At 66.2% G+C, this 23,835-nt stretch carries 16 protein-coding genes; 14 read left to right on the forward strand and 2 right to left on the reverse strand.

The features are described from left to right. Nucleotides 1-4: 4 nt before the first annotated feature. From HEP75_RS06030 to HEP75_RS06065, 8 genes are all read left to right on the forward strand, one after another. Nucleotides 5-7,135 carry an Hpt domain-containing protein gene (locus HEP75_RS06030; RefSeq protein ID WP_185825792.1) on the forward strand — a complete coding sequence of 2,377 codons (7,131 nt, stop codon included), beginning with the start codon at nt 5-7 and terminating at the stop codon, nt 7,133-7,135. Then, nucleotides 7,122-8,483 (forward strand): chemotaxis protein CheB, encoded by a 1,362-nt coding sequence (locus HEP75_RS06035; protein WP_185825793.1) that lies wholly within the window; start codon nt 7,122-7,124, stop codon nt 8,481-8,483. The genes HEP75_RS06030 and HEP75_RS06035 overlap by 14 nt, the downstream gene beginning before the upstream one ends. Nucleotides 8,484-8,526: 43 nt before the next feature. Continuing rightward, nucleotides 8,527-9,003 carry a chemotaxis protein CheW gene (locus tag HEP75_RS06040; protein WP_185825794.1) on the forward strand — a complete coding sequence of 159 codons (477 nt, stop codon included), beginning with the start codon at nt 8,527-8,529 and terminating at the stop codon, nt 9,001-9,003. 186 nt (nt 9,004-9,189) lie between these two features. Next, on the forward strand, nt 9,190-13,554 hold the full coding sequence (locus tag HEP75_RS06045; protein WP_185825795.1) for an RHS repeat-associated core domain-containing protein: 4,365 nt from the start codon (nt 9,190-9,192) through the stop codon (nt 13,552-13,554). Next, nucleotides 13,554-13,877 (forward strand): hypothetical protein, encoded by a 324-nt coding sequence (locus tag HEP75_RS06050; protein ID WP_185825796.1) that lies wholly within the window; start codon nt 13,554-13,556, stop codon nt 13,875-13,877. The genes HEP75_RS06045 and HEP75_RS06050 overlap by 1 nt, the downstream gene beginning before the upstream one ends. Nucleotides 13,878-13,939: 62 nt before the next feature. Continuing rightward, on the forward strand, nt 13,940-14,515 hold the full coding sequence (locus HEP75_RS06055) for a HEAT repeat domain-containing protein (protein ID WP_185825797.1): 576 nt from the start codon (nt 13,940-13,942) through the stop codon (nt 14,513-14,515). Nucleotides 14,516-14,736: 221 nt separating this feature from the next. Beyond that, a complete protein-coding gene (locus HEP75_RS06060) occupies nt 14,737-15,786 on the forward strand; it encodes a N(4)-(beta-N-acetylglucosaminyl)-L-asparaginase (RefSeq protein WP_185825798.1) in 1,050 nt (349 codons plus the stop codon). A 14-nt stretch (nt 15,787-15,800) separates the two neighbouring features. Continuing rightward, entirely contained in the window at nt 15,801-16,520 is a 720-nt protein-coding gene (locus tag HEP75_RS06065) for a copper homeostasis protein CutC (protein ID WP_185826514.1), read from the forward strand. Between the two features lie 863 nt (nt 16,521-17,383). On the opposite strand, the gene HEP75_RS06070 is transcribed toward HEP75_RS06065, so the two are convergent. After that, the gene (locus HEP75_RS06070; RefSeq protein WP_185825799.1) at nt 17,384-18,475 is read right to left on the reverse strand and encodes a sialidase family protein; all 1,092 of its coding nucleotides are present in this window, start codon (nt 18,473-18,475) and stop codon (nt 17,384-17,386) included. A 423-nt stretch (nt 18,476-18,898) separates the two neighbouring features. On the opposite strand from HEP75_RS06070, the gene HEP75_RS06075 reads away from it, so the two are divergent. From HEP75_RS06075 to HEP75_RS06095, 5 genes are all read left to right on the forward strand, one after another. Then, entirely contained in the window at nt 18,899-19,171 is a 273-nt protein-coding gene (locus tag HEP75_RS06075) for a hypothetical protein (protein ID WP_185825800.1), read from the forward strand. A 39-nt stretch (nt 19,172-19,210) separates the two neighbouring features. Continuing rightward, entirely contained in the window at nt 19,211-21,412 is a 2,202-nt protein-coding gene (locus HEP75_RS06080; protein ID WP_185825801.1) for a hypothetical protein, read from the forward strand. A 23-nt stretch (nt 21,413-21,435) separates the two neighbouring features. After that, on the forward strand, nt 21,436-21,663 hold the full coding sequence (locus tag HEP75_RS06085) for a hypothetical protein (RefSeq protein ID WP_185825802.1): 228 nt from the start codon (nt 21,436-21,438) through the stop codon (nt 21,661-21,663). Nucleotides 21,664-21,911: 248 nt separating this feature from the next. After that, nucleotides 21,912-22,475, forward strand: a complete 564-nt coding sequence (locus HEP75_RS06090) for a sigma-70 family RNA polymerase sigma factor (protein WP_185825803.1) — start codon at nt 21,912-21,914, stop codon at nt 22,473-22,475. Nucleotides 22,476-22,634: 159 nt separating this feature from the next. Continuing rightward, a complete protein-coding gene (locus HEP75_RS06095) occupies nt 22,635-22,868 on the forward strand; it encodes a RebB family R body protein (protein WP_145702145.1) in 234 nt (77 codons plus the stop codon). A gap of 46 nt (nt 22,869-22,914) precedes the next feature. Here the strand turns inward: HEP75_RS06095 and HEP75_RS06100 are convergent, their stop codons facing one another. After that, complete coding sequence (locus HEP75_RS06100) at nt 22,915-23,514, reverse strand: hypothetical protein (protein ID WP_255424013.1); 600 nt, start codon at nt 23,512-23,514, stop codon at nt 22,915-22,917. Here HEP75_RS06100 and HEP75_RS06105 point away from each other — a divergent pair. Then, nucleotides 23,513-23,833, forward strand: a complete 321-nt coding sequence (locus HEP75_RS06105) for a hypothetical protein (RefSeq protein WP_255424014.1) — start codon at nt 23,513-23,515, stop codon at nt 23,831-23,833. The two genes, HEP75_RS06100 and HEP75_RS06105, sit on opposite strands and share 2 nt — an antisense overlap. Nucleotides 23,834-23,835: the final 2 nt, after the last annotated feature.

The following is a 23,835-nucleotide window of genomic DNA, read 5'->3' on the forward strand; positions in this document are numbered from 1 at the left end:
CGCGATGAGCGCGCTGCGCGATGCGATGAGCCATGCCGCCCTGGGCTGGGTCAAGCCGGAGCTGGACGAGACCCTGCGCCAGGTGCGCGGGGAGATCGAATACTTCGTCGAAGACCCGGCCGACACCAGCCGCATGCGCTTCTGCGCCGGCTACCTGCACCAGGTGCAGGGCACCTTGCGCATGGTCGAGCTGTACGCGCCGGCGATGGTCGCCGAGGAACTGGAACTGCTGGCCATCGCCGTGCAGAACGGCCAGGTGCCCGACCGCGACGAGGCCTGCGCCACGCTGATGCGCGGCACCGTGCTGCTGCCCGATTATCTGGAGCGTCTGCAGGACGGCCATCGCGACATCCCGATCGTGCTGCTGCCGCTGCTCAACGAGATCCGCGCCTCGCGCGGCGAGCCCGGGCTCAGCGAAGGCGCGCTGTTCGCGCTGTCGCCCGACGCCAGCGCCGCCACCGAGGCCGAGCTGGACCATGCCCGCGGCAGCCTCAGCGGCCGCAACCGCGAACTGCTGGACACCGTCGGTACCGCGATCAAGGAAGAACTGCTGCGGGTCAAGGACGCACTCGACCTGCACCTGCGCACCGGCGGCGACGTCGCCGCGCTGCAGACCCAGGTGGACGAACTGGGCAGCGTCGCCGACACCCTCGGGGTGATGGGCCTGGGCGTGGCCCGCGGCGTGGTGGTGCAGCAGCGCGATGCGCTGCGCAGCATCGTCGAAGGCGAGCGCCAGGCCGACGAAGGCCTGTTGCTGGATATCGCCGGCGCGCTGCTGTACGTGGATGCCTCGCTCGACGACCAGGTCGCCTATCTCGGCGCCAGCGCCGGCATCCACGACGATGCCAGCGCCGCCGAGGCGCGGCGCACGGTGGAAGTGCTGGCGCACGAGGCGATCGCCAATTTCGCCGCCGCGCGCGAGCATTTCGTCGCCTTCATCGAGACCAACTGGGAACACGAGCGCCTGACCGAAGTGCCGCGCCTGCTCGGCGAGGTCGCCGGTGCGCTGCGCATGCTGGAACTGCCGCAACCGGCCGATTACCTGGAAGGCGTGCGCCGCTACGTGGCCACCGAACTGATCGGCAAGCGCCGCGTGCCCAGCGGGCGCCAGCTGGACACGCTGGCCGATGCGATGGCCAGCCTGGAGTACTACCTGGAAGCGCTGCGCGAGCGCCGCCCGGGCCGCGAGGAAATCCTCGATATCACCCGCACCAGCCTGGAAACGCTGCGCTACTGGCCGTTGCCCAGCGAGGTGCCGGCGCCGCAGGGCGTGGTGCCGCAGGCGGCCGATGCGCCGTCGCTCGCGCCCTTGGCGGAGCTGGATATCGCGTCGGCCGACGACGTGGCCGATGTGCCGAGGACGGTGTCCGCGCCGCCGCCGGTGCCGTCCTGGGATCTGGCGCCGGTCGCTGACGTGCCGATGGCCGCGAGCGTGCCGCCGCCGCTGCCGGGCGAGACGCCGCAGGCGCCGCAGTGGACGCTGCACGAAGATACCGACGCCGTTGCGAACGCCGAGGCTGCCGAGCGCATCGATGCCGAGCCGTCCGTCGCGGCGGCCGACGCTGCAGGCAACGAAGATGCGTCCGTCGTCGCCTCGTCGCCGATCAGCTTCGATCCGGTCGCCGCCGAACAGGAAGAATGGTCGGCCGCCGTCGAGCCGCTGCAGATCAGCACCGACACGCTGGCGTTGGAAGGCGATGCCTTGCGTTGGGAAAGCGCCGAGGCGTCGGCCGAGCAGGCCGTCGCGCCTGGCGAGGGCACGCCCGCGACCGACGAAGCGCCGGCCAACTACGGTTTCGACCCGGTGGCCGCCGAATACGCCGAACTCGAAGCCGCTGCCGAGCACGACGATCCGGCCCTGGTCGTCGTCGATGCCCCGGTGGCCGCGCCCACCGACAACGTCCACGACGATGTGCTGGTGATCGAACTGGAGGATGCGCCGGCCTTCGCCGACGCCGCGTCCGACGAGGTCCACAGCATCGCGTGGAACGAGACGCCGGCGACCCTGGCCGACGACGACAGCGACGCTGTCGCCGAGCCCGCCACGCCGACTATCGACCTTTCGTCGAGCGATACCGTGTTCGTGGCCGAGGCCGAGAGCGACACAGCCCCGCACGCGGATGCCGGCGAGACCGAGCATACCGACGCCGATGCAGGCGCCGAACAGAGTCCGTTCGTCGACCTGGCGTGGCCGGAGCCGACCCCGGAGCCGGAAGCGCCGGCGCCCGGCGTGCACAAGGCCAGCATCCAGCCGATCGAACTGGACGCCGCGTCGGCCGCATTCCTCGCCGAACTCGACGCCGCTGCCGCACAGTTCGATGTCGCCGCGCCCGCCGCTAGCGAGTCCGCCGGCGCGACCGAGACCGCCGCCGACCACGCGCCAGCGCCGACCGATGCGGTCGCGCCGCCCGAGGCGCCCGCGCCGGTCGCCATCGATGGCGGCTTCGTGGACGACGGTGGCGAGATCGACGCCGACATCCGCGAGGTGTTCCTCGAGGAGTTCGACGAGGAACTGGTCAACCTCGGCACCCTGCTGCCGGCATGGCGCGCGTCGCCGAATCACATGGAAAGCCTGCGTCCGATCCGGCGCGTGTTCCACACCCTCAAAGGCAGCGGCCGACTGGTCGGCGCGCGCGTGCTCGGCGAGTTCAGCTGGAAGATCGAGGGCATGCTCAATCGCGTGCTCGATGGCACCCGCGTGGCCAGCCCGGCCGTGGTGACCATGGTCGAACTGGCTTACGAGGTGTTGCCGCAGCTCAATGCGGCACTGCGCGGGCACGGCGTCATCCATGCCGATCTGGGCGCGATCCAGGCGGTCGCCGACCGCATCGCGGCAGGCGAGGACGCCTATTATTTCGCCGCCGCGCCGGCACCGGCCGTTGCCGCGCCGCGCGCCGGCACGCCGGCCTCGGTGGACAGCGTGCTGCGCGAGATCCTCGAAGCCGAAGTCGGCACGCATCTGGAGACGGTCCGCGACTGGCTGCAGCATGCGCCGCAGCCGGCCACCGAGGCGCTGCTGCGCGCGGTGCACACGATGAGCGGCGCGTTCGCGATGACCGACGTGCCGGAAATCACCGACGTCACCGGCCCGGCCGAGAGCTACGTCAAGCGCCTGCTGGCCGCCGCCGTGGTGCCTGACGCCGATGGCGTGCGTGCGCTCGACGATGCCGCTCAGGCCATCGCCGCCACCATCGAGGAACTGCAGGCGCCGTCGCCGGTGATCCCGCCGTTCACCGAGCTGGCGCAGCGTCTGCAGGCCCTGGTCGCCACGTTGCCGGAAGTGCAGTGGCCTTCGATCGCGCACGACGAAGAAGACGAGGACGAACCGCAGCCGCACGCCGATGCCGGGCTGGACGCGCAGTTGCTGCAGGCGGTGGAACTCACCTCGGCCGACGACCTGTCGGCGTACCTGGGCGATGCACGGCATCTCGAAGCGGCCGGCAGCACCGATGCGGATCACGCCGCCGCCGCGCCTGTCGCCGAAAGCACCGATGCCGATGCCTCGGCGGCGTCTGCAGCCGATGCACCGGCATTCGATGCCGAGTATTCCCATGCGCCGAGCGAAGAAGTTGCCGACGGCACGGCATCGTCGCCGCCTGCGTTCGACGTACACGACGCATCCGCCCACGACGAGCGCGACAGTGCCGCATCCGACGTTGCACACGATGCGGACGGCGCAGCAGAGGAATCGGACGCGGTCGCCGCCGCGCCAGCCGACAGCGAACCTGTCGCGATCGACGCCGATGAACAGGCCCTTCTGGCCCAGGAAGGCAAGCTCGACGAATTGACCGTCGAGGCGCCGCTGGCAGAGGAGCGTGTGCCGGCGGACAGCGATCTGCCGCCGCCCGTGGAAGCGACGGTCGAGACGCAGGAGCAGGACGTAGCGGCCGACGAGGGCGCGACGCACGACGAAACCCATCACGGCGAGCACCAGGAAGACCCGCAAGGCGCGCACGACCAAACCGGGCATGCCGAAGGCGAGCACGATCAAGGTGAGCACGACCAGGAGCGCGATCCGCAGGGGTATGCGTTCAACGCAGAGCCGGTGCAGCCGTCCACGCATTGGCATGGCAGCGAGCCGGTATCGGCGAATGACGATGCCGAGCCGCTACCCGTGGCGGACGACGCGGCGGCGCATGCCGACACCGCGCCACACGCGCACGACGACGTGGATGCCGCAGCGCAATCGCAGCACGAGACCATCGACCAGGATGTCGATGGCCATGCCGCGCAGGCCGACATCGAAACGCATCCGGCCGACGCCGAAGCGGTCGAGGCGACCGACGCGCACGATCACGCGCCGACGCCGCACGCCGAAGATGCCGCACCCGAATCCGCCGATGCCGATGCGGACGCAGCGCTCGGCGCAACGGCCGACCTCGAACACACGCATTCGACCGACACGGCCGACGCGCCAGAGCACCATGCCGGGCACGAAGGCGACACCGGTTCCGACCCGGAACCGGTCGAAGCGCCGCATGCCCACGAGACGCACGCCGACGACACGCAAACCAGCGACGTTGCCGACGTCACGCTGGACAACGCCGAACATGCGGGCGACGCGGTGCACCCCGCGGACACGGATGCCGAGCCGGCACACGCCCAAATCACCGAGCCGTCCGACATCGCGACCGACGACGCGCATCGCGTGCCCGCCGACGTTGCCGACGCACCGTCGTTCGCCGAATCCACCCAGCACGACACCGCCTCGACCGAATCCATCGACTTGGCCGCGGTCGATCTCGGCCCGCTGGACTTTGCCGATCTGGACCGCGAGCTGGTCGATATCTTCGTCGAGGAAGGCAAGGACCTGCTCGACCATTGCGACCGCCTGATCGCCGAACTGCGCGCCGCGCCGCAGGACCGCGACGCGCTCGCCGGCCTGCAACGCGACCTGCACACGCTGAAGGGCGGCGCGCGCATGGCCGGGGTCAACCCGATCGGCGATCTCGGCCACGGCATCGAATCGCTGCTGGAGGCGGTGGCCGCCAACCGCACCGAACTCGACCGCAGCGACGTGCAATTGCTCGAACGCGGGTTCGACCGCCTGCATCAGTTGCTCACCCTCACCGGTAACCACCGCGCGGTGGCGATGCCGTTCGATCTGATTGGCCGCTTCGACGCGCGCGCCCACGGCCGCAGCCTGCCGTTCGCCGCTGACGACATCGATACTGCTGCCAATACCGAGACCGATGCGGATGTGGCGGCGATGATCCAGGCCGCGGTCGATCCGGAGTCGGTGCCCGCACCGGCGCCGGCGCCGCTGTCGGCGCCGCTGCCGGTGGACGGCACGCTCGACGAAGAGTCGATGATCGCGCGGCCGATGCAGGAACAGGTGCGCGTGCGCGCCGACCTGCTGGACCGCCTGGTCAACCATGCCGGCGAAGTGGCGATCTACCGCTCGCGGCTGGAACAGCAGCTCGGCGCATTCCGCGGCGCGATGTCCGAACTGGACCGCACCAACGCGCGACTGCGCGACCAGCTGCGCCGCCTGGACCTGGAAACCGAAGCGCAGATCGTCGCCCGCTACCAGCGCGAGCAGGACCAGACCCAGCAGAGCTTCGATCCGCTGGAACTGGACCGCTTCTCCACGCTGCAGCAGCTCAGCCGCGCGCTGAACGAATCGGCGGCCGACTTGGGTGGCCTGCAAGGCGTGCTCGACGACCTGGCGCGGCAGTACGACGGTTTGCTGCAACAGCAGTCGCGCGTGAGTTCGGAACTGCAGGACGGGTTGATGCGCGCGCGCATGGTGCCGTTCGACGGCCTGGTGCCGCGGCTGCGCCGCGTGGTGCGGCAGGCCGCCAGCGAGACCGGCAAGCAGGTGCATCTGACCCTGGAAGGCACCCACGGCGAACTCGATCGCAATGTGCTCGACCGCATGATCGCGCCGCTGGAACACATGCTGCGCAACTCGGTCGCGCACGGCCTGGAAACGCCCGAACAACGCCGCGCTGCGGGCAAGGCGGAAGAGGGCAGCATCGCCATCCGGCTGCGCCGCGAAGGCTCGGAAATCGTGCTGGAAGTGGCCGACGACGGCGCCGGCCTCAACCGCGACGCGATCCGTCACCGCGCCGAACAGCGCGGCCTGATCGCGATCGGCGCCGCGCTGTCCGACGAAGAACTGGATTCGCTGATCTTCGCCCCCGGCTTCAGCACCTACGACCAGGTCAGCCAGCTGGCCGGCCGCGGCGTGGGCATGGACGTGGTGCGCAACGAAGTGCGCCAGCTCGGCGGCTCGGTGGACATCCACTCGGTGTGGGGGCAGGGCGTCACCTTCACCCTGCGCCTGCCGCAGACGCTGGCGGTGACCCAGGCGGTGTTCGTGCAGATCGGCGAGACCACCTTCGCTGTGCCGGTGGCCTCGGTCAGCGGCATCGGCCGCATCAGCCGCGAGCGTTTCGAAGCGGCCGACGGCGGCTACCACTACAGCGGCGAGGAATTCGCGCTGCACGACCTCGGCTCGCTGGTCGGCCAGGCACCGGCACGCGCCGAAGGCCAGGCGCAGGTGCCGCTGCTGCTGGTGCGCGCCGGCGACCTGCGCGCCGCGGTGGCGATCGACCAGGTGCTCGGCAACCGCGAAATCGTGGTCAAGCCGGTCGGCCTGCAGATCGCCTCGGTGCCCGGCATCTACGGCGCCACCATCACCGGCGATGGCCGCGTGGTGGTGATCCTGGACGTCGCCCCGCTGGTGCGCCGCTACCTGGCGCAGCCGGCGCGGCCGGTGGTGGAAGCGGCGCCGACCGAACAGCGGCGCGTGCCGCTGGTGATGGTGGTCGACGATTCACTGACCATGCGCAAGGTCACCGGCCGCGTGCTGGAACGCCACAACTTCGACGTAATCGTCGCCCGCGACGGCATCGAGGCGCTGGAGCGCCTGGAAGAACGCGTCCCCGACCTGATGCTGCTGGATATCGAGATGCCGCGCATGGATGGCTACGAACTGGCGACCGCGATGCGCGCCGATCCCCGCTACAAATCGGTGCCGATCGTGATGATCACCTCGCGCAGCGGCGAAAAGCACCGCCAGCGCGCCTTCGAGATCGGCGTGCAGCGCTACCTGGGCAAGCCTTACCAAGAGTTGGATCTGATGCGCAACGTGTACGACCTGCTGGGGATCGCCCGTGTTCGCGAATGACGGCGCCGCCAGCGGGACCCCGGTCGCATTGCTGGCGCGTCCCGGCCAGGCGCGCGAGCGCCTGCGCGAGGCGCTGCACCAGGTCGGCGCGTCGATCGTGCTCGAGGACGACCCCGGCGCGATCGATGCGCAGACCCTGGCCGACGCCGCGCCCGACGCGGTGCTGATCGCGCTGGAACCGGCGATCGAGGACGCATTGGAACGGCTGGATGCGGCGCTGGACCTGCCCGGCCTCACCGTGATCTTCGACGAGGCCGAACTGGCCGCGCGCCGCGAGGGCTGGGAAGCGCAGCGCTGGGCGCGGCACCTGGCGGCCAAGCTGCAAGGCCACCAGGACGTGCTGCCGCCGGGGCGCGAGACCGACACCGGCCTGCAGCCCGAACCGGGCCTGCCGGCCACTCCGGCGCAACTGCACGAAGGCGCGCCGATCGGCTTCCACGTCGAGGAAGCGGCCAGCTTCGCCACCACCGTGCCCGGCGACAGCTTCTATGCCTGGCAACCGCCAGCCGATGCTGCGCCCGGTTTCGAGGACATGCAGTTTTCGCACGATCAGATCGCTGCCGGCGATGTGGCCACGCCTGCTGCGGTCTCCGCAACAGTGACGGCGACCGAGGCGGCATCCGCCGCTGCACCGGCCAGCTCACCGCCGCCGCTGCCGGCCAGCGCCTGGTCGCTGGTGGACGACGACGCGCCTCTGGTCGTGCAGGCGCGCGCGCCGCTGAGCCAGATGCAGATTTCCACCGAAGGCCTGTCGCTGGTCGCGCTGGATTCGGAGGAGGAGTCCACCATCGATAACGCCGCTGCCGCAGCAGTCACGGTCGCGCAGGGCGCGGTGCTGGTGATGGCCGGTATCGGCGGTCCCGATGCCATCCGTCGCCTGCTCGCCGCATTGCCGCCGGACTTCCCGCAGCCGCTGTTGGTGCAGTTGCGCCTGGACGGCGGCCGCTACGGCAACCTGGTCAAGCAGATCGCGCGCGTGTCCGCGTTGCCGGTGCTGCTGGCCGAAGCCGGCCAGGCGGTCGGCGTCGGCAACGTCTACATCCTGCCCGACGATGTCGGCGTGCGCAGCGGTGAAACCGCCGGCCTGCGTTTCGTCGCCCAGCAGGCCGGCGCCTCGGTGGTCGGCGGTTTGCCGGCCGCGCACAGCGCCGTGCTGCTGCTCAGCGGCAGCGACCCGCAGCAGGTCGAAGAAGTTCTCGCGCTCGCCGCACAAGGCGCCTGGGTCGCCGGTCAGACCGGCGACGGCTGCTACGACCCGGCCGCCGCGACGCAACTAATCGGCCGCGGCCATCCCAGCGGCGACCCGGTGCAACTGGCGCAGGCCTTGTCCGCGCGATGGGGCGGCTGAGCCGCCGCCCGCGCGTTTTTCCAGTTTCAGGACGACGTAATCCATGAGCAGCTACGCCAGCAACGACGAAATCCGCGGAGTCCTGATCCAGGCCGGCAGCGAGCGGGCGCTGCTGCCCAACGCCACCGTCGCCGAAGTGATGTCGCGCGTGCCTGTCGAACCGCTGCCCGACGCCCCGCACTGGCTGCTCGGCCAGATCGCCTGGTACGGCTGGAAAGTCCCGCTGCTCTCGTTCGCCCGCCTCACCGGCCTGGGCAGCGAAACCGTCGCCTCCAATAACAAGATCGTCGTGCTGAAGGCGCTGGGCGGCAACCCCGACCTGCCGTACTTCGCCCTCATCACCCAATCCTTCCCGCAACTGATCTCGGTTCCGCGCGATGGTTTGCTTGCCGACGCCTCCGAAGAAACGTTGCCTGCTGGTGTGCACATGCGTGTGTTGCTGGGTGAGCAGAGTGCGTTGCTGCCGGATATGGAAGCGATCGAGGGGATGATTGGGGAGCGGTTTTCGGCTGTTGGTTGAGTGAGCTTCTAGTTCTGACAAAACGAGTCGCACCTGTACATCAAATCGTCCTGCAGCGATGCCAGGACTCTGGCGCAGGGCGCAGATTCGGTTGAGATGGCGGAGGTGCGCTGCGCTTACCGGCGTGTTTCTTTTGGCTCAGTCGCTGCGTCTGGGTATCGGCAGCTTATTCATCAGGAAGAATGAATGGAACGCTTCTTTGCCTCGGCTAGGATTGCAAGACCTTTGTGCCATTTTTTTGGATTGTTTTGTTTGGCATGGTTGACGCTAGACAATACAGCCCTGGCGGCGGGGTCGGCGCGTCAGCAGAATCCTGCATGCGGCTACAACGCGTGCGATGAGGCTTCTGCGTATGCGGAGTGTAGCGACGAACTATCTTTGGCCAAGAAGGATTCAGGGCTGCAGCCCTGGGTGCAGGGTCTGATCTGCTATAACGGCCATGGGCGTAATTCTTACAATATTGTTCACTCGGATCCGTTGGGGCTCGATGCGGGCCTTAACGACTATCAGAATGGATTCGCTTATGTGGCAGGAACGGCGCCGCTCAATCCTGGGTCGGTCCTGGGTGTGCCTCGCTGTCGGGAGCAGTGCTTCGGCGATCCGATCAATGCAGGTGTCGGCAATAAGTTCGAGACGCATGTCGAGTACCGGGGGGAAGGGGTTTTCCCGCTGTCCTTGGCATTGACCTATAACAGCTCGCGCGGGATTAGCTATTACCCTGAAGAGTTGAAGGTGTTCGGTCGAAATCGTACACATAGCTATTTGCGCCGCATCAACTATTTCGATACGTCTTCTGGTCCTGTCGTCTATGTTTCGCGCCCTGGCGGCGAGGCGCTGCGCTTCACTCAGTCTGGCTCGGGCTGGGTGCCGGATGTACCGGGCGATGGGCAGCTTTCCATGTCGGTAGATGGCGGAGGAGCCATCGCGGGTTGGCAGTTGCGTGAAAACAAGGGGGATGTGGAGATTTTTGATGCAAAAGGGCAATTGTCTGAAATCCAGGATGTGTCTGGATTCAGGCAAGTGCTCGCTTACGACGATGCGGGACGCCTTGCTTCTGTGAGGGATGCGGTCGGTCGAGCAATGCGATTCGAATACGGTGCCGACGGGCTGGTTAGTGGCGTGTGGTTGCCTGATGGGCAGCAGCTACGCTTTTACTACACGGCGAGCAAAGATCTGGAGCGGGTAAGTTATCCGGATGGGCACGAAGTGAAGTATCTGTACGACGAGCCAGACCATATCAGTGGCTATGCGCCGGCTGGAATGTATACGGGATTCATCGACGAGCAGCAGCAGCGTTACTCGACGACAAGTTATGCAAAGTCGCTCTATGGAAGCGATGCGAAGGCACTGGAGACATATCTTGGCGATGCCGTGGATCGACACATGGCGGACTATGCCTTCGCCGATGGCGAAACCTATACGACCGCTGCGGCCATTACATCTAGTCTAGGTAGTGTCAAGACGATCAGTTTTGCCTTGGTCGACGGTATCGTGTCGCCGGTCTCGATCGTGCAATCGTGCGATAGCTGTACGCCGCAAGACGTGTCTTATGAATATGCTGCCGACGGACAGGTCTCTAGCATCACGAGATCAGGCGTCATCACGAGTTATGTCTATAACGCCAGGGGTTTGTTGGACGCCCGTGTAGAGGCGTCCAATGATGCAGCGGGCAAGAAACGGACCACTCAGACCGATTGGAATCCGGATTTCGCCGCCCCGCTAGAGCGCCGAATCTACAATGCGGCAGGTGCGTTGACCGAAAAGTCAACATGGACCTACAACGTTCGCGGCCAAGCGCTGACAGTGTCCCGTACAGATCCCGCAGCCGGCACGGTCCGCACGTCCACCACGAAGTACTGCGAACAGGCCGATCTCGATGCAGGGGCTTGTCCGTTGCTGGGTTTGGTGACCACGGTCGATGGCCCGCGTAGCGATGTCATGGACCGTTTCGCCTACACGTACTATTCCGCCGACGACAGCACCTGCACCAGCGCGCCGACCATCTGCCCGCACCGCAGGGGCGACCTGTGGAAAGTCACCAACGCTTTGGGCCAGGTGACCGAGTACCTGTCCTACGACGGCGCCGGTCGTGTGCTGTCGGTGAAGGACGCCAACGGCACCATCACCGACTACAGCTACCACCCGCGCGGCTGGCTGACCGCCAGCAAGGTCCGCGGCGCCGACGACACCAGCGAGAGCGACGACCACATCACCCGCATCGACTACTGGCCGACCGGCCTGGTCAAGCAGGTGACCCAGCCGGATGGCGCCTTCACCGCTTTCACCTACGACGCGGCGCACCGCCTGACCGATATCGCCGACAACGTCGGCAACACGCTGCACTACACGCTGGACAACGCCGGCAACCGGGTCAAGGAAGACACCAAGGACGCGGCGGGGACGCTCAAGCGCACCCTGTCGCGGGTCTACAACCAGCTCGGCCAGCTGGCCACGCAGGCCACCGCCAGCGGCGACCCGACCGACTTCGGCTATGACGCCAACGGCAACACCACGGCGGTCACCGATGCGCTGGGGCACAAGACCCAGAACGACTACGACCCGCTCAACCGCCTGGCGCGCACGCTCCAGGACGTCGGCGGCATCGCGGCCGAAACCAAATTCGGCTACGACGCGCTCGACAACCTCACCAAGGTCACCGATCCCAAGGGCCTGGACACCACCTATGCCTACAATGGCCTGGGCGACCTGACCAAGCTCACCAGCCCGGACACTGGGGTCACCACCTATACCTACGACAGCGCCGGCAACCGCGCCACGCAGACCGATGCGCGCAACATCAAGACCACCTACAGCTACGACGCGCTCAACCGGCTGACCAAGGTGGCCTATCCAACCACCAGCCTCAACGTCAGCTACACCTACGACGTCAGCCAGACCACATGCGCCAACGGTGAGACCTACGCGGTCGGCCGCCTGGCCCGCATGCAGGACAGCAGCGGCAGCACCGACTACTGCTACGACCGCTTCGGCGACCTGGTGCGCAAGGTCCAGACCACCAACGGCAAGGTGTTCGTGCTGCGCTACGCCTATACCAAGGCGGGTCAGCTGAGCCGGCTGACCTATCCCGACGGTGCGGCAGTGGACTACGTACGCAACGCTCAGGGCCAGACCACGGAAGTGGGCGTGACCCCGGCCGGCGGCCCGCGGCAGGTGTTGCTGGGCAATGCGACCTATTACCCGTTCGGCCCGGTGGCGAGCTGGTCCTACGGCAACGGCCGTCCAATGCAGCGCGTGCTGGACCAGGACTACCGCCCGCTGGCAGTCAGCGACACCCGCAGCGACGGCCTGAGCACCGGCTTCGCGTTCGACCCGGCCGGCAACCTCAGTGCCCTGACCGCGGCGGGCAACACCGCGCCGGTGGTCAGCCTGGACTACGATGCACTGGGTCGTCTGACCGCGTTCAAGGACGGCCCGACCGGCACGGTGATCGACGGCTATAGCTACGACGCCACCGGCAACCGGCTCAGTGCCAAGGTCAATACCACCACGCAGAGCTACACCTATCCGACCACCAACCATCGCCTGAGCGCGGTGGCCGGCACGGCTCGCACCTACGACGCGATCGGCAATACCCTCTCCATCGGCGGCACGGCGCAGGAGTTCGCCTACGATGCTACGGGCCGGATGAGCCAGGCCAAGCGTGCCGGCACGGTGGTGATGAAGTACGGCTACAACGGCCGCGGCGAGCAGGTGCGTCGGGTGGACAAGACCAACACCTACACGCTGTACGACGAGAGCGGACACTGGTTGGGCAACTACGACGCCAACGGCGCGTCGCTGCAGCAGGCGATCTGGCTAGACGACCTGCCGGTGGGCGTGCTGGCCAAGAACAGCCTGCGCTACGTGCAGCCCGACCATCTAGGGACGCCGCGCGCAGTGATCGACCCGGTGCGCGACGTTGCGATTTGGAAATGGGACCTCAAGGGCGAAGCCTTCGGCAACACCCCACCGGACCAGGACCCGGACAAGGACGGCACGACGTTCGTGTTCGACATGCGTTTCCCGGGGCAGCGCTATGACTCAGCGACGGGGTTCAACCAGAACTACTTCCGGGACTACGACCCCGGGACCGGGCGGTATGGGCAGAGTGATCCCATTGGGTTAGAGGGCGGCTTCAGCACTTACTCATATGTTGAGGCTGCACCATTTCGCTATAGCGATATCTTCGGCCTTGTAAAGCATACTTCTGGTCGCTGGATAGATTGCGGAAAAGGCTGCAGGATAAGGATAGATTTTACATACGATGAGAAGACAGGAAGAAAGGCAAGGCACTTGCATTGGGAGTGCAAAGGTGCGGAGGGGGAGTGTGGTGAATATGGTGGAGAATCTCATGGCGGAACATGGGATGATGCTCCTAAATCCATTAAAGAATGTGCTCTAAGGAACGGTTTCTCAGGGCAGTCAGTCACTAATGAAAATTACTCTCCCATGGTTCAATCGCCGGAAATTAGCGCTGGTGCAAAAGCTGCAATTTATGTTGGTGGGGCTGTCATAATAATATTTAGTGCCTTAACGGGAGCGGGAAGCTGATGGAGATTGATTTTCTAGAATTGGATCTGCATGATGCGATAATCGATCGTGTGTCATTTGAATTTGGTGATTGTTCGATCGAGGTTGGGTTGCGTTATTATAAATCTTCTTCCAGTAAAGAGAGGAGTGTTGGTAGAATAGTGTTTATTGGAGTTGCTTTCTCCTCCTGTTCCATGGATTTTTTGGGAATAATTAATAATTCAAGGTCTGGAAATATTAATTCTTGGGTGCCTGCGGTCGCAGGCGGTGGTGCGTATTTTTATTTTGTGGATGGGTGTCTTCAGATTAAATCAGATGAAATAAAGTTTTTTGTTGAAGAGTGATTTCTGTCTGGGACGTATGGTCTGTTTGGTGGATAGTGCTGTACGGACGGGTAGGGGCCGCAATGGAGATTGCGTTGAGGGTTTCTGATAAATCTTTCGATGAATTAATGGCATTGTTTTTTTGTGAAATATCAGATGATGACGATTTCTACGATATTGTCGCTGTTCAGTTGGCGGCAGGATATCGGCAGCAATTGGAAATGATGCTAGACAGTCTTTCTGTCAAACGGCTGCGTGCAGGAATATGTGGCTTGGGAATAATTTCTTCTGCCGAAAGTGATTCAGTTATAAAAAAATTCATCAGCCATGATGAGCCTTTGATAGTCGCTGCTGCTATTGACGGACTCAGGCTTATTGGTGCTGCGGATTGGTCTGCAGTTTCGTGGCAGCTGCAGCATCCTTCTCCGTTTGTTCGCGGCGCTACCCTTCGCTTTGCAAAAGACAGGCTGGGTGAAGAAGCTTTGCCTTTGTTGTTGCGTGGGCTTCATGATGAAGACGCGATCGTGCGAGAAAATGCAATTGATGAGTTGGATGGGCTTATTTCGTCTGATAGTGCTTATCTCATAAGTCCTTATCTTGATGACCCCTCAGCCCATGTTAGGCAGGCAGCCAAGTCTCTATTGGACTCTATTGATTGACAAAGTGAAGATCATTAGTCGGCTATTGGCCGCACTGTGATCGGATGCTGGTAGATGGATCGTCCTGCGGCAGCCATGGATGTAGTTGATCTGCGTCTGACTCGCCACGGGCAATTCGATGACGCATCACCCATTCAATCCCACCCCGCTCTGCCGCATGATGCAAGGCCAACCGCGCGCGCTTTGCGCTGCGCCATCCTTCCCCGCGCCGGAGCCACCCAATGCACGAACGCCGCCACTTCCTCAAGACCGCCGCCTTCGGCGCTATCGCCACCGGCCTGGCCGCCGCGCTGCCGCGCGCACGGGCCGCGGCCAGCAGCGGCGTCGCACCGCTGCCGCGTGGCGCGGCGCGGGTGATCTCGACCTGGGATTTCGGGATCGCGGCCAACCAGGCGGCGTGGCAGGTGCTGTCGCGCGGTGGTGCGGCGCTGGATGCAGTGGAGGCCGGGGTACGGGTGCCGGAGGCCGACCCCGACAATCCGACAGTGGGGCTGGGCGGCTATCCCGATCGCGATGGGCGGGTCACGCTCGATGCCTGCATCATGGATCACACCGGCGGCTGCGGGTCGGTGGCGGCGCTGGAGGACATCGTGCATGCGATCTCGGTGGCGCGGCGGGTGATGGAGAAGACGCCGCACGTGATGCTGGTCGGCGACGGCGCGCTGCAGTTCGCGCTGGCGCAGGGCTTCGAGCGCACCAAGTTGCTGACGCCGTCGTCGGAGAAGGCGTGGCAGGAGTGGCTGAAGAAATCCGAGTACAAGCCGGAAGCGAACATCGAGAACCGCGCCTACCAGAAGGGCACGCTGCCCGGGGGCAAGGACAACCACGACACCATCGGCATGCTGGCGCTGGACGCGCACGGCAATCTGTCCGGGGCCTGCACCACCAGCGGCATGGCGTGGAAGATGCACGGGCGGGTCGGCGACAGTCCGATCATCGGTGCGGGTCTTTACGTCGATAACGAGGTGGGCGGCGCGACCTCGACCGGGGTCGGCGAGGAGGTGATCCGCAATGTCGGCAGTTTCGCGGTGGTGGAGATGATGCGCCAGGGCAAGAGCCCGGCCGAGGCCTGCCGGGAGGTGGTGATGCGCATCGTGCGGCGCAAGCCGCAGTTGACCCGCGACCTGCAGGTCGGTTTCCTGGCGATGAACAAGCGCGGCGAGGTCGGTGCGTTCGCAATCCAGCCCGGTTTCAGTTACGCGGTCTGCGATGCGCAGCGGCAGGATCTGTTGCTGCCGGGACAGAGCCATTTCGCGAAGCCGGCCGCATGAGCCAGGCCGTGCCGATGGGACTCGAAGTGGCCGCCGATTCGATCGGTTCGGCGCTGGCGGCGCAAGCCGGCGGGGCGATGCGGGTGGAACTGTGCGGCGGCCTGGATGGCGGCGGGCTGACGCCGTCGTTCGGCACGCTGGCGGTGCTGCGCGATCGCTTGACCATTCCGCTGTACGTGCTGATTCGCCCGCGAGTCGGCGATTTCGTGTTCGACGCCGCGGAAGTGGAGGCGATGCGCCGCGACGTGGAGCAGTGCGTGCGGCTGGGTTGCGATGGGGTGGTGTTGGGGGCGCTGGATCCGGCTGGGGAAGTGGATATGGCGACGATGCGGGTGCTGATCGCGGCGGCCGGGTCGCTCGGCGTCACCTTTCATCGCGCCATCGATGTCAGTGCCGATCCGCGACGTGCGTTGGAGGATGCGATCGCGCTGGGTTGCGAGCGGGTGCTGACCTCGGGTGCGCGCGAGACGGCGGAGGAGGGCGCTGCGCTGATCGCCGAACTTGTCCAGCAGGCGGGCACGCGCTTGAGCGTGATGCCGGGATCGGGGGTATCCGATACCAATTTGGCGCGGCTGCGTGCGCTGACCGGCGCGCGCGAGTTCCATGGTTCGGCGCGTGGGCCGCTGGCGTCGCAGGCGCTGATGCAGCATCCGCATGTGCGCAGCCTGGGCGGCGATCGCATGCAGACCGATGTGGAGCGGGTGCGGCGGATGGTGGCGTTGCTGGCGGAGTAGTGGGGTGCTGGTGGTTTGTGGGCGGGCGTGATTCGCCCGTAGCGACCGAATGGGGCGGAGCGATCTGGTTGTAGCTGATGATGCTGGTTGCGATCAGCGTCAGTGACATTGCAGGAGGAGCTTCGGCCCTGACAGATCATCAAACCGGTGGGGCGACAGGCTCCGTTCGTCGCGACTGAAGTCGCTCCCACAGGGACTTGCGGTCGGGTTGCTATGTGCACTGTGGGACGAGCATCAGCCCTAACTGGTTGCCGAAGTCTGCTGCCTCGTCGTGGTCTGTGTCGCGGTTGAAACCGCTCCTACAAGGGGCTTGCGATTGGCTGGCTGGGTGCACTGTAGGGGGCTTCAGCCCCGACGGATGGCTTGCCGGAGCCTGCTATCTCGTCGTGGTTTGTGTCGCGGTTGAAACCGCTCCTACAGGGAAGCTTGCGATTGGTTGGCTGGATGCACTGTAGGAGGGGCTTCATGCCGGAGCCTGCTATCTCATCGTGGTCTGTGTCGCGGTTGAAAACGCTCCTACATGGAGGCTTGCGATTAGCTGGTTGGGTGCATTGTAGGAGGGGCTTCAGCCCCGACGGACGGCTTATCGGAGCCTGCTTCTCGTCGTGGCCTGTGTCGCGGTTGAAACCGCTCCTACAGGGAAGCTTGCGATTGGCTGGCTGGGTGCACTGTAGGAGGGCTTCAGCCCCGACGGATGGCTTGCCGGAGCCTGCTATCTCATCGTGGCCTGTGTCGCGGTTGAAACCGCTCCTACAGGAAGCCCGCGCTGCGTTCGCTGGTGGCTGCGGTGTCGGATCGACAATTCGCGCGAGCCACACATGGCGTTCCATGCAGCGATCGCCGCATGCCAGGACGAACAAACCTCACTCCTTGCCGCCCGACTGCGCCGCGGCCGCGCTCAACCGCTTCGGGTCCAGCACCACGTGCTTGATGCGGGTGCGTTTCCAGGTGTAGCTGATGTGCACCAGGCCGTCGCGGGTCTGGATCACCGCTGGATAGGAGAATTCGTCCTTGGCGCTGTCTTCCAGGGTCAGGACGCGGGTCCAGTGGCTGCCGTCGGCGGACAGGGCGACCGCCAGGGTGCCGCGGCCGTCCCACCAGTCCTTGCCGGCTTCGGTGGGGTTGTAGACCAGCAGCGAGCGGCCGTCGGCCAGGACCACGGCGTCGGTGCCGGAGTTGGGGTTGGCCAGGTCAAGCAAGGTCATCGGCCCCCAGCTGCGGCCGTGGTCGTGCGACCAGGTGCTGAACACATGGTTCTGCTGGCTGCGGCCCACCGCCTGCACGCTGCCGTCCGTGTGCACCAGCACGCTGGGCTGGATCGCGCCGATCCGCGCCGGGTCGTTCAAGGCCGGGCCGCGGGTCCAGTGCGCGCCGTTGTCGTCTGACCACTCCATGTGCGCGACCCAGCCGGCGTCCTCGCTGCTGCTGGGGCTGAGGATGCGGCCGTCGGCCAGTTGCACCGGCTTGTTCTTGATCGGGCCGAGGATGCCCTCGGGCAGGCGCTCGGGCGCAGACCAGTGCGCGCCGCCATCGTGGGAGGTGATCTGCATGCCCCACCAGCGCTTCGGGTCCGGGCCGACCTTGTAGAACAGCCGCAGCGGTCCCTTTGCCGGCTGGAACAGCACCGGGTTCCATGCCGGCAACGGCGTGCCCTGCGGCTGCTTGCCGTCGGCCACGCGCTGCGCCGGCTGCCAACCATGCGCGTCGCGCCGCGCGACCCAGATGCCGACATCGTCGGCGCCCTCGTGGCGCCCGCCGAACCACGCGGCGAGCAGGCCGTCGCGGGTTTCCAGCAGGGTCGAGGCATGGCACTGCGCGGTCGGCGCAGCGGCGTTGACGAATTCGCTGTAGACGATCGGCGAGGGTGGGCCGAGCGTGGGGATGGTCGGCGCGGGCGCGGCGATCGCGCGCACTGCGAACAGCGACAGGAGCGGGAGCAGCGTCGGGTACATCATGGTGGTCCGGTCCTTTTCCGGTCTGGAAGATACCTATTTAACATCAATTAAATACCACGTGATGGCTGTGCGGGACGCAAACGGCGGCCTCGACGACTGCGAGGACCTGCGACGCCGAGCCGCACGCTCTCTCCGATCCGCCGGCTGAACCTATCCGTCTGCGCCACGCACTGGCCGCGCCCGTCATCCGCCGGGCGCGGCCTTTTTTCACATCGCGACGAAGGCGGCGTTTAGGGCAGTGTCGCCGAGCATCGCGCGATGCCTGCAGCGCGCTGCGCGGACGAGGCATGCGCGAGCCGATGGCAGTGCGTTTCCAAATGGAGAATCGCCATGGTCAGCAGGGCAGGTGGACGGTCCAATTTCCGATCGGCATGGACACGTTGCAGGGTTCGGCGCCGCGCGCGCCTGCGTCAGGCATGGTGCGTGGCGCTGGCGTGCATCGCGGTCATGCTGGCTCCGTCGTGGGACACGCGTGCGCAGCCGCTGTCGGCCATGGCCATGGCCAAGGTTTACCGCGATCCATTGCGGATCGTCCGCGAGCAGCCGATCACGACTCGGCATCCCGGCGAGCCGCTGGCGCCGACCAGGCGCGACGATGCGATCGATGCGCTGCAACGTGCCGCGCTCGCTGCCGACCGTCCCAGCTCGCGCTGCGCTGCGGACTCGGAGCGATCCGGCTTTCATTCTCGTCCCTAGGCGGCGGATGCCGCCCGTCTCTTCTCAAAAGGAACCGCCATGGCCTATTTCAAGCTCGCCGAACAAACCCAGCTGACCCGCTACGTCTGCGATTACCACAGCCACTTCACCGGCATCCTGCCGACCCAGCGCAAGCAGGACGATGCGGCCGGTCCGTCACTGGCGCAGTTGCTGGCGCAGCGCTTCTATCCCAACGATGCGCACAGCTTGGCCAAGGGCGAACTGCTGCTGTTCGACTATGCGCTGGCGCTGATGACCGATCCGGCCAGCAATCCGTTCGCACGGCTGCTGCGCAAGGCCAATCGCGCCGAGTACGAGCGCGCCGAGTGCGTGGCGGAAAATCTGTACATCGCCTGCCAGGTGCTGGCGGCGAACGCGGGCTATCTGCAGGAAGAACTGGCCCTGCCGCCGCAGTCGCCGGCGCTGTATGCGCTGGTCGGCCGCGAGATCGTCGCCCCGGCGCTGGCGTCCGCGGCAGGACCGGACGCACGCTTGCGCGAGCTGGTGCGCTACTTCAACAACAAGCTGTACAGCGCCAGCAAGTACACCCCGTTCGACGATGCCTACAAGCTGCGCGGGAATTTCGTGAAGCAGCTGTGCCAGGGCGATCCGGCCCGCTATGGCAGCTGGAGCGAAACGCAGCAGGCCGACTACAGGCTGTGGGTGACCGCGACCTTCGATTACCTGCGCGAGGACGGCGTGCTGCTGACCCAGAGCGCGGCCACCGAGGACGAGATCCCGCAGCTGGCCGCGCTCGCGCAGCAGTACAACGCGCAAAACGGCACCGACTACCGCCTGCTGGTGCACACGCCGCACCAGTACATGCCCGATGGGGCGCTGACCAAGTATCTGACCGACAAGGTCAAGCCGTTGCTGGCCAGGCCGGACGACGGCTACGCGACCATCGTCGGGCTGGATCTGCTGGGCGCGGAGAACAAGGTCGGCAACTACGGCGAGCTGTTCGCCTGGTTGCAGGCCAATGCCGATGCGTTGCGCGGCAACTTCGGCAGCGGCGACGGCAAGCGGGCGTTGCGCGCGATCGTGCACATCCACTGCGGCGAGGGCAGCGGCTTCGGCACGGAGAACCGCTCGCTCACCGGCTATTACATCCATCAGGCGGGCGAGCCGGACCAGGCGTTCTACTCGGCGCTGTCCGCGCATGTGCTCGATGCCTGGAACGCGGCGCAGGCCAAGCGTCGCGACACGCCACGCGGCACGCGTGGGACCGCCACGCCGCAGGGCCTGTTCGAGGAACTGTTCACCAATACCGCGTTCGGCCATGCCGGGCACGTGCTGCGCCGTTTCGACATCAATGCGCCGCTGTCGCGCGAGCTGGCCGGCTACCACGCCAAGCGCAACGTGATGGCGCTGAGCGAGGCGCTGGACCAGCCATCGGCGACGCCGTCGACCGACTGCTACCACGCGCTGGTGCAGGACAATCCGCTGTACGCGTTCCGTCTCGGCCACGACTACTACTACCGCAGCTACATGGTGTCGCGCTATCCGTGGCTGGCCTTCGATACCAACCTGGGCAGCAACGCGATCACCGGCGCCTCGGCGCTGTTCGATTCGGTGCAAGGCTACCGACTCAATCGCGGCTACCGGCATCTGGACGGCTACATCGATACCGACGTGCTCGCCGCGGTCGGTAACGCGGTGCTGAGCATGGAAGCGCAGGGGCTGAGCCGCGCGCAGGTCGCCACCTTCATCGGCCTCAGCCAGCCCGACGATCTGGCCGCGACGCTGCAGCAGAACCGGGCCGCGCTGCAGCTGCTACTGACCGACGCGCTGGCGCCGATCCACGATCCGGCGCAGGACGATTTCATGTTCGAGACGTATTGCAAGCTGACCCTGTACTGCGCCGGCGACGACCCCGCTGCCGCCTCGCGCTATCAGGCGATGGTGCGCAGCCTGCTGGTGTTCCAGAACTGGCGCTCCTATCTGCTCGGCGCCGATGGCCAGGGCGTGGAGCATACCGGCGTGCAGCACGAGTACCTGCGCATGCTGGTGCTGCTGATCTACACGCTGCTGCCGAACAACCAGAACGATCTGCAGGTGGACCTGTTGCAGACCGTGGCCGCGCTGCTGCGCAAGCTCGCGCTCGGCTACTGGCGGGCGACCATCGGCCAGCCGAGCATGCTCGAGGTCAACGCCGATCCGCTGGGCCTGGAATCGCTGGATGGCTTCAAAGGTCCTGCGTCGGTGGTCGTGGTGCGGCGCACGCCGCCCGCCAAGCCGTGACATCCACGCAAGGGGACAGTGCGATGGACGAGATCACCGAGTACCTGTGGCAAGAGCAACTGGCGCGACCGCCGGCTGTGGCGGCAGACACGCCGCCGTCGGACGCCGCCGCGGAGGCGCCGCCGCAGTCGCCAGTGCCGCCGGCGAGTGAGCCCGAGCAGCCTTACCAGCCCAACCTGGAACAGCTGCTGCGTGCCTTGAGCGACCCCGACGTGCGCGAGGCTTTGGTCAGGCTGCTGCAGCCTCGCTGATCCACGCCGGCACGTTCCGATCCGGGCCTGACTGCATGCGCAGCAGGCCCTTCTTTTTGCGTACGCGCGCGACAAGAAACGCGGCCGCTGCGGTGCATGCGCGTATGCATTTGTAGACAAAGCAACGCGGCATGCCGCATGTGGCGCGGCACACCGCCGATGCGGCGTGGCGTTGTCACCCAGGGAACAGCTATTGCTTGCGGGCCCCGCAGAGACTCGTTGCACAAGGGACTTCGGGAGTGCGTGCGATGGATGTGGCAACGGGGAAAGAAGAAGGGGATGCCGGCCGTTTCGCCAGGGCCGACGAGATGTTTACCCGGGCATGGCGCAACGCCTTGCCGGATTTGCGCAGGCGTGCGTTGCGGCTGGCCAACGGGCGCATGGATGCGGCGGAAGACCTGCTGTCGGATACCGCGGTGAAGGCGCTGCTGTTCATGCGCCGCTCGCCGGAGGCGATGACCGATGCGCAGGGATTCCTGTTCGTGGTGCTGCGCCACGTGTTCCTGGACGCGGTCAGGCGTCGTCGTGGCGGCGAGCCGCTGGATCGGCAACACGAGGCGCACGACGTGGACACGGTGGCCGACCAGGGCATGACCGCGCTGCAGCGCGCCGAGTTGAGCGATCAGATGGAACGCGTGGTCGCCGCGGTGGCGGCGCTGACCCGCGAACAGCGGCGCCTGTTCGGCTACCGCTTCGTCGAGGAATTGCCGTATCCGGTGATCGCCAACTTGCTCAGCATCAACCAGCCGCTGGTGCGCAAGCGCGTGGAGTTGCTGCGCAAGCGCCTGCGCCTGGCGCTGGTGGCGGAGTGAGCGTGCGCGGCCATGGTTTCACAAGCCGCCCACGGCGGCGTTTTCATTCAACGCCGGGCCGGCGCGGGCTGCGGCATCGCGGGTGCTGCGGCTGACTCACGGCTCCGTCCGTGACAACCGCAGCGCCTCCCGGCAGGCGACTTACGAAGGAACAGGTTCATGGCAGACAACACGCTCGTCAATTCGCAGATCACCGATGCGGTCACCCAGACCAACGTCAAGGTGGTGGCCGAGGCGCCCGCCCAGGCGATCGCTTCGCTGTACCAGGTCTCCAGCCACTCCACCGGGCTGGCTTTGCAGAACGCGGTGTATAGCCAGCAAGCGCTCAACCAGATCTCCACCGCGGTGGTGTCCAAGGCGGTGGCGCTGATCATGGCGATCGGCGAGAAGTGACGCGGTCCGCATAGCGCCGGGCGATACCGCGGCGTCGTTCCATCCTTCAGGAGAGTGGCATGTGGCCTTTCAACAGCAAGACCAACCCGCCGCCAACGGCCGCCGCAACGCCGGCGCCCGCGGTAGCGCTGCCGGCGCCAGGTACTGCGGCGGTATCCGGCGCACCGGCGGCGAGCGTTGCGACGACAGGCGCGCCAGCGCCGACAGTGGACGGCACGGCGCCATCCGCGCCCGCCGCATCCGCATCCACCGCTGCTGCTAGCGCGACCGCTGAGGCGGCGCCTGCCGCCGCATCGACGGCTGCGCCGACGGAAAGCGCTGGCGGCGCCGATGCAGGCGGTGCCGGTGCGGCATCCGCATCGACCGCCGCGGACACCACAGCGGCCAGCGCAGGTAGCGCTGCGGCTGCCCCGGTCAGCGATGGCGCATCGTCGTCGCCGGCAACACCGACCTCGCCTCCGCCTCCGCCGCCACCAACGCCACCGCCATCCATGCTGAGGACGTTCAACGCGCGCATGCTGGAACAGTCCTCCATGCCGACGCCGGCCAGCGATGCGCTCAACAGCAAGATCGTGCAGGCGGTTCGGCTCACCAATGCCGAAACGATGGCGTACGCGCCATCGCAGATCGTGATCGGTTCGGACATGCTGATCAGCCAGGCGGCCGGTCTGGTCGCACAGTCGGCGGCGGTCTATTTCGACGGCGTCAGCAAGATGGCGCTGGCCAGCCAGGGCGTGCTGATCAAGCAGATGACCGAGAACCTGGCCGAGAACAAGCTCGAGCAGGCCGCCGAGGATGCGCTGGGCGTGCTGGCGACCGATGTGCTGGTCGGCGCAGCAGCGGCGGTGGCGGCCGCAGCCGGCGCGCTGGAAGCGGAGTCGGCCAGTTTCGCCATCGACAAGATCGACCAGAGCATCGCCAAGTACGCCGACCTGATGCGCGGGCGCAAGTCGGCCAGTAGCTGAGC

Origin of the sequence: Xanthomonas sp. SI (assembly GCF_014236855.1) — a bacterium.
Classification (GTDB): domain Bacteria; phylum Pseudomonadota; class Gammaproteobacteria; order Xanthomonadales; family Xanthomonadaceae; genus Xanthomonas_A.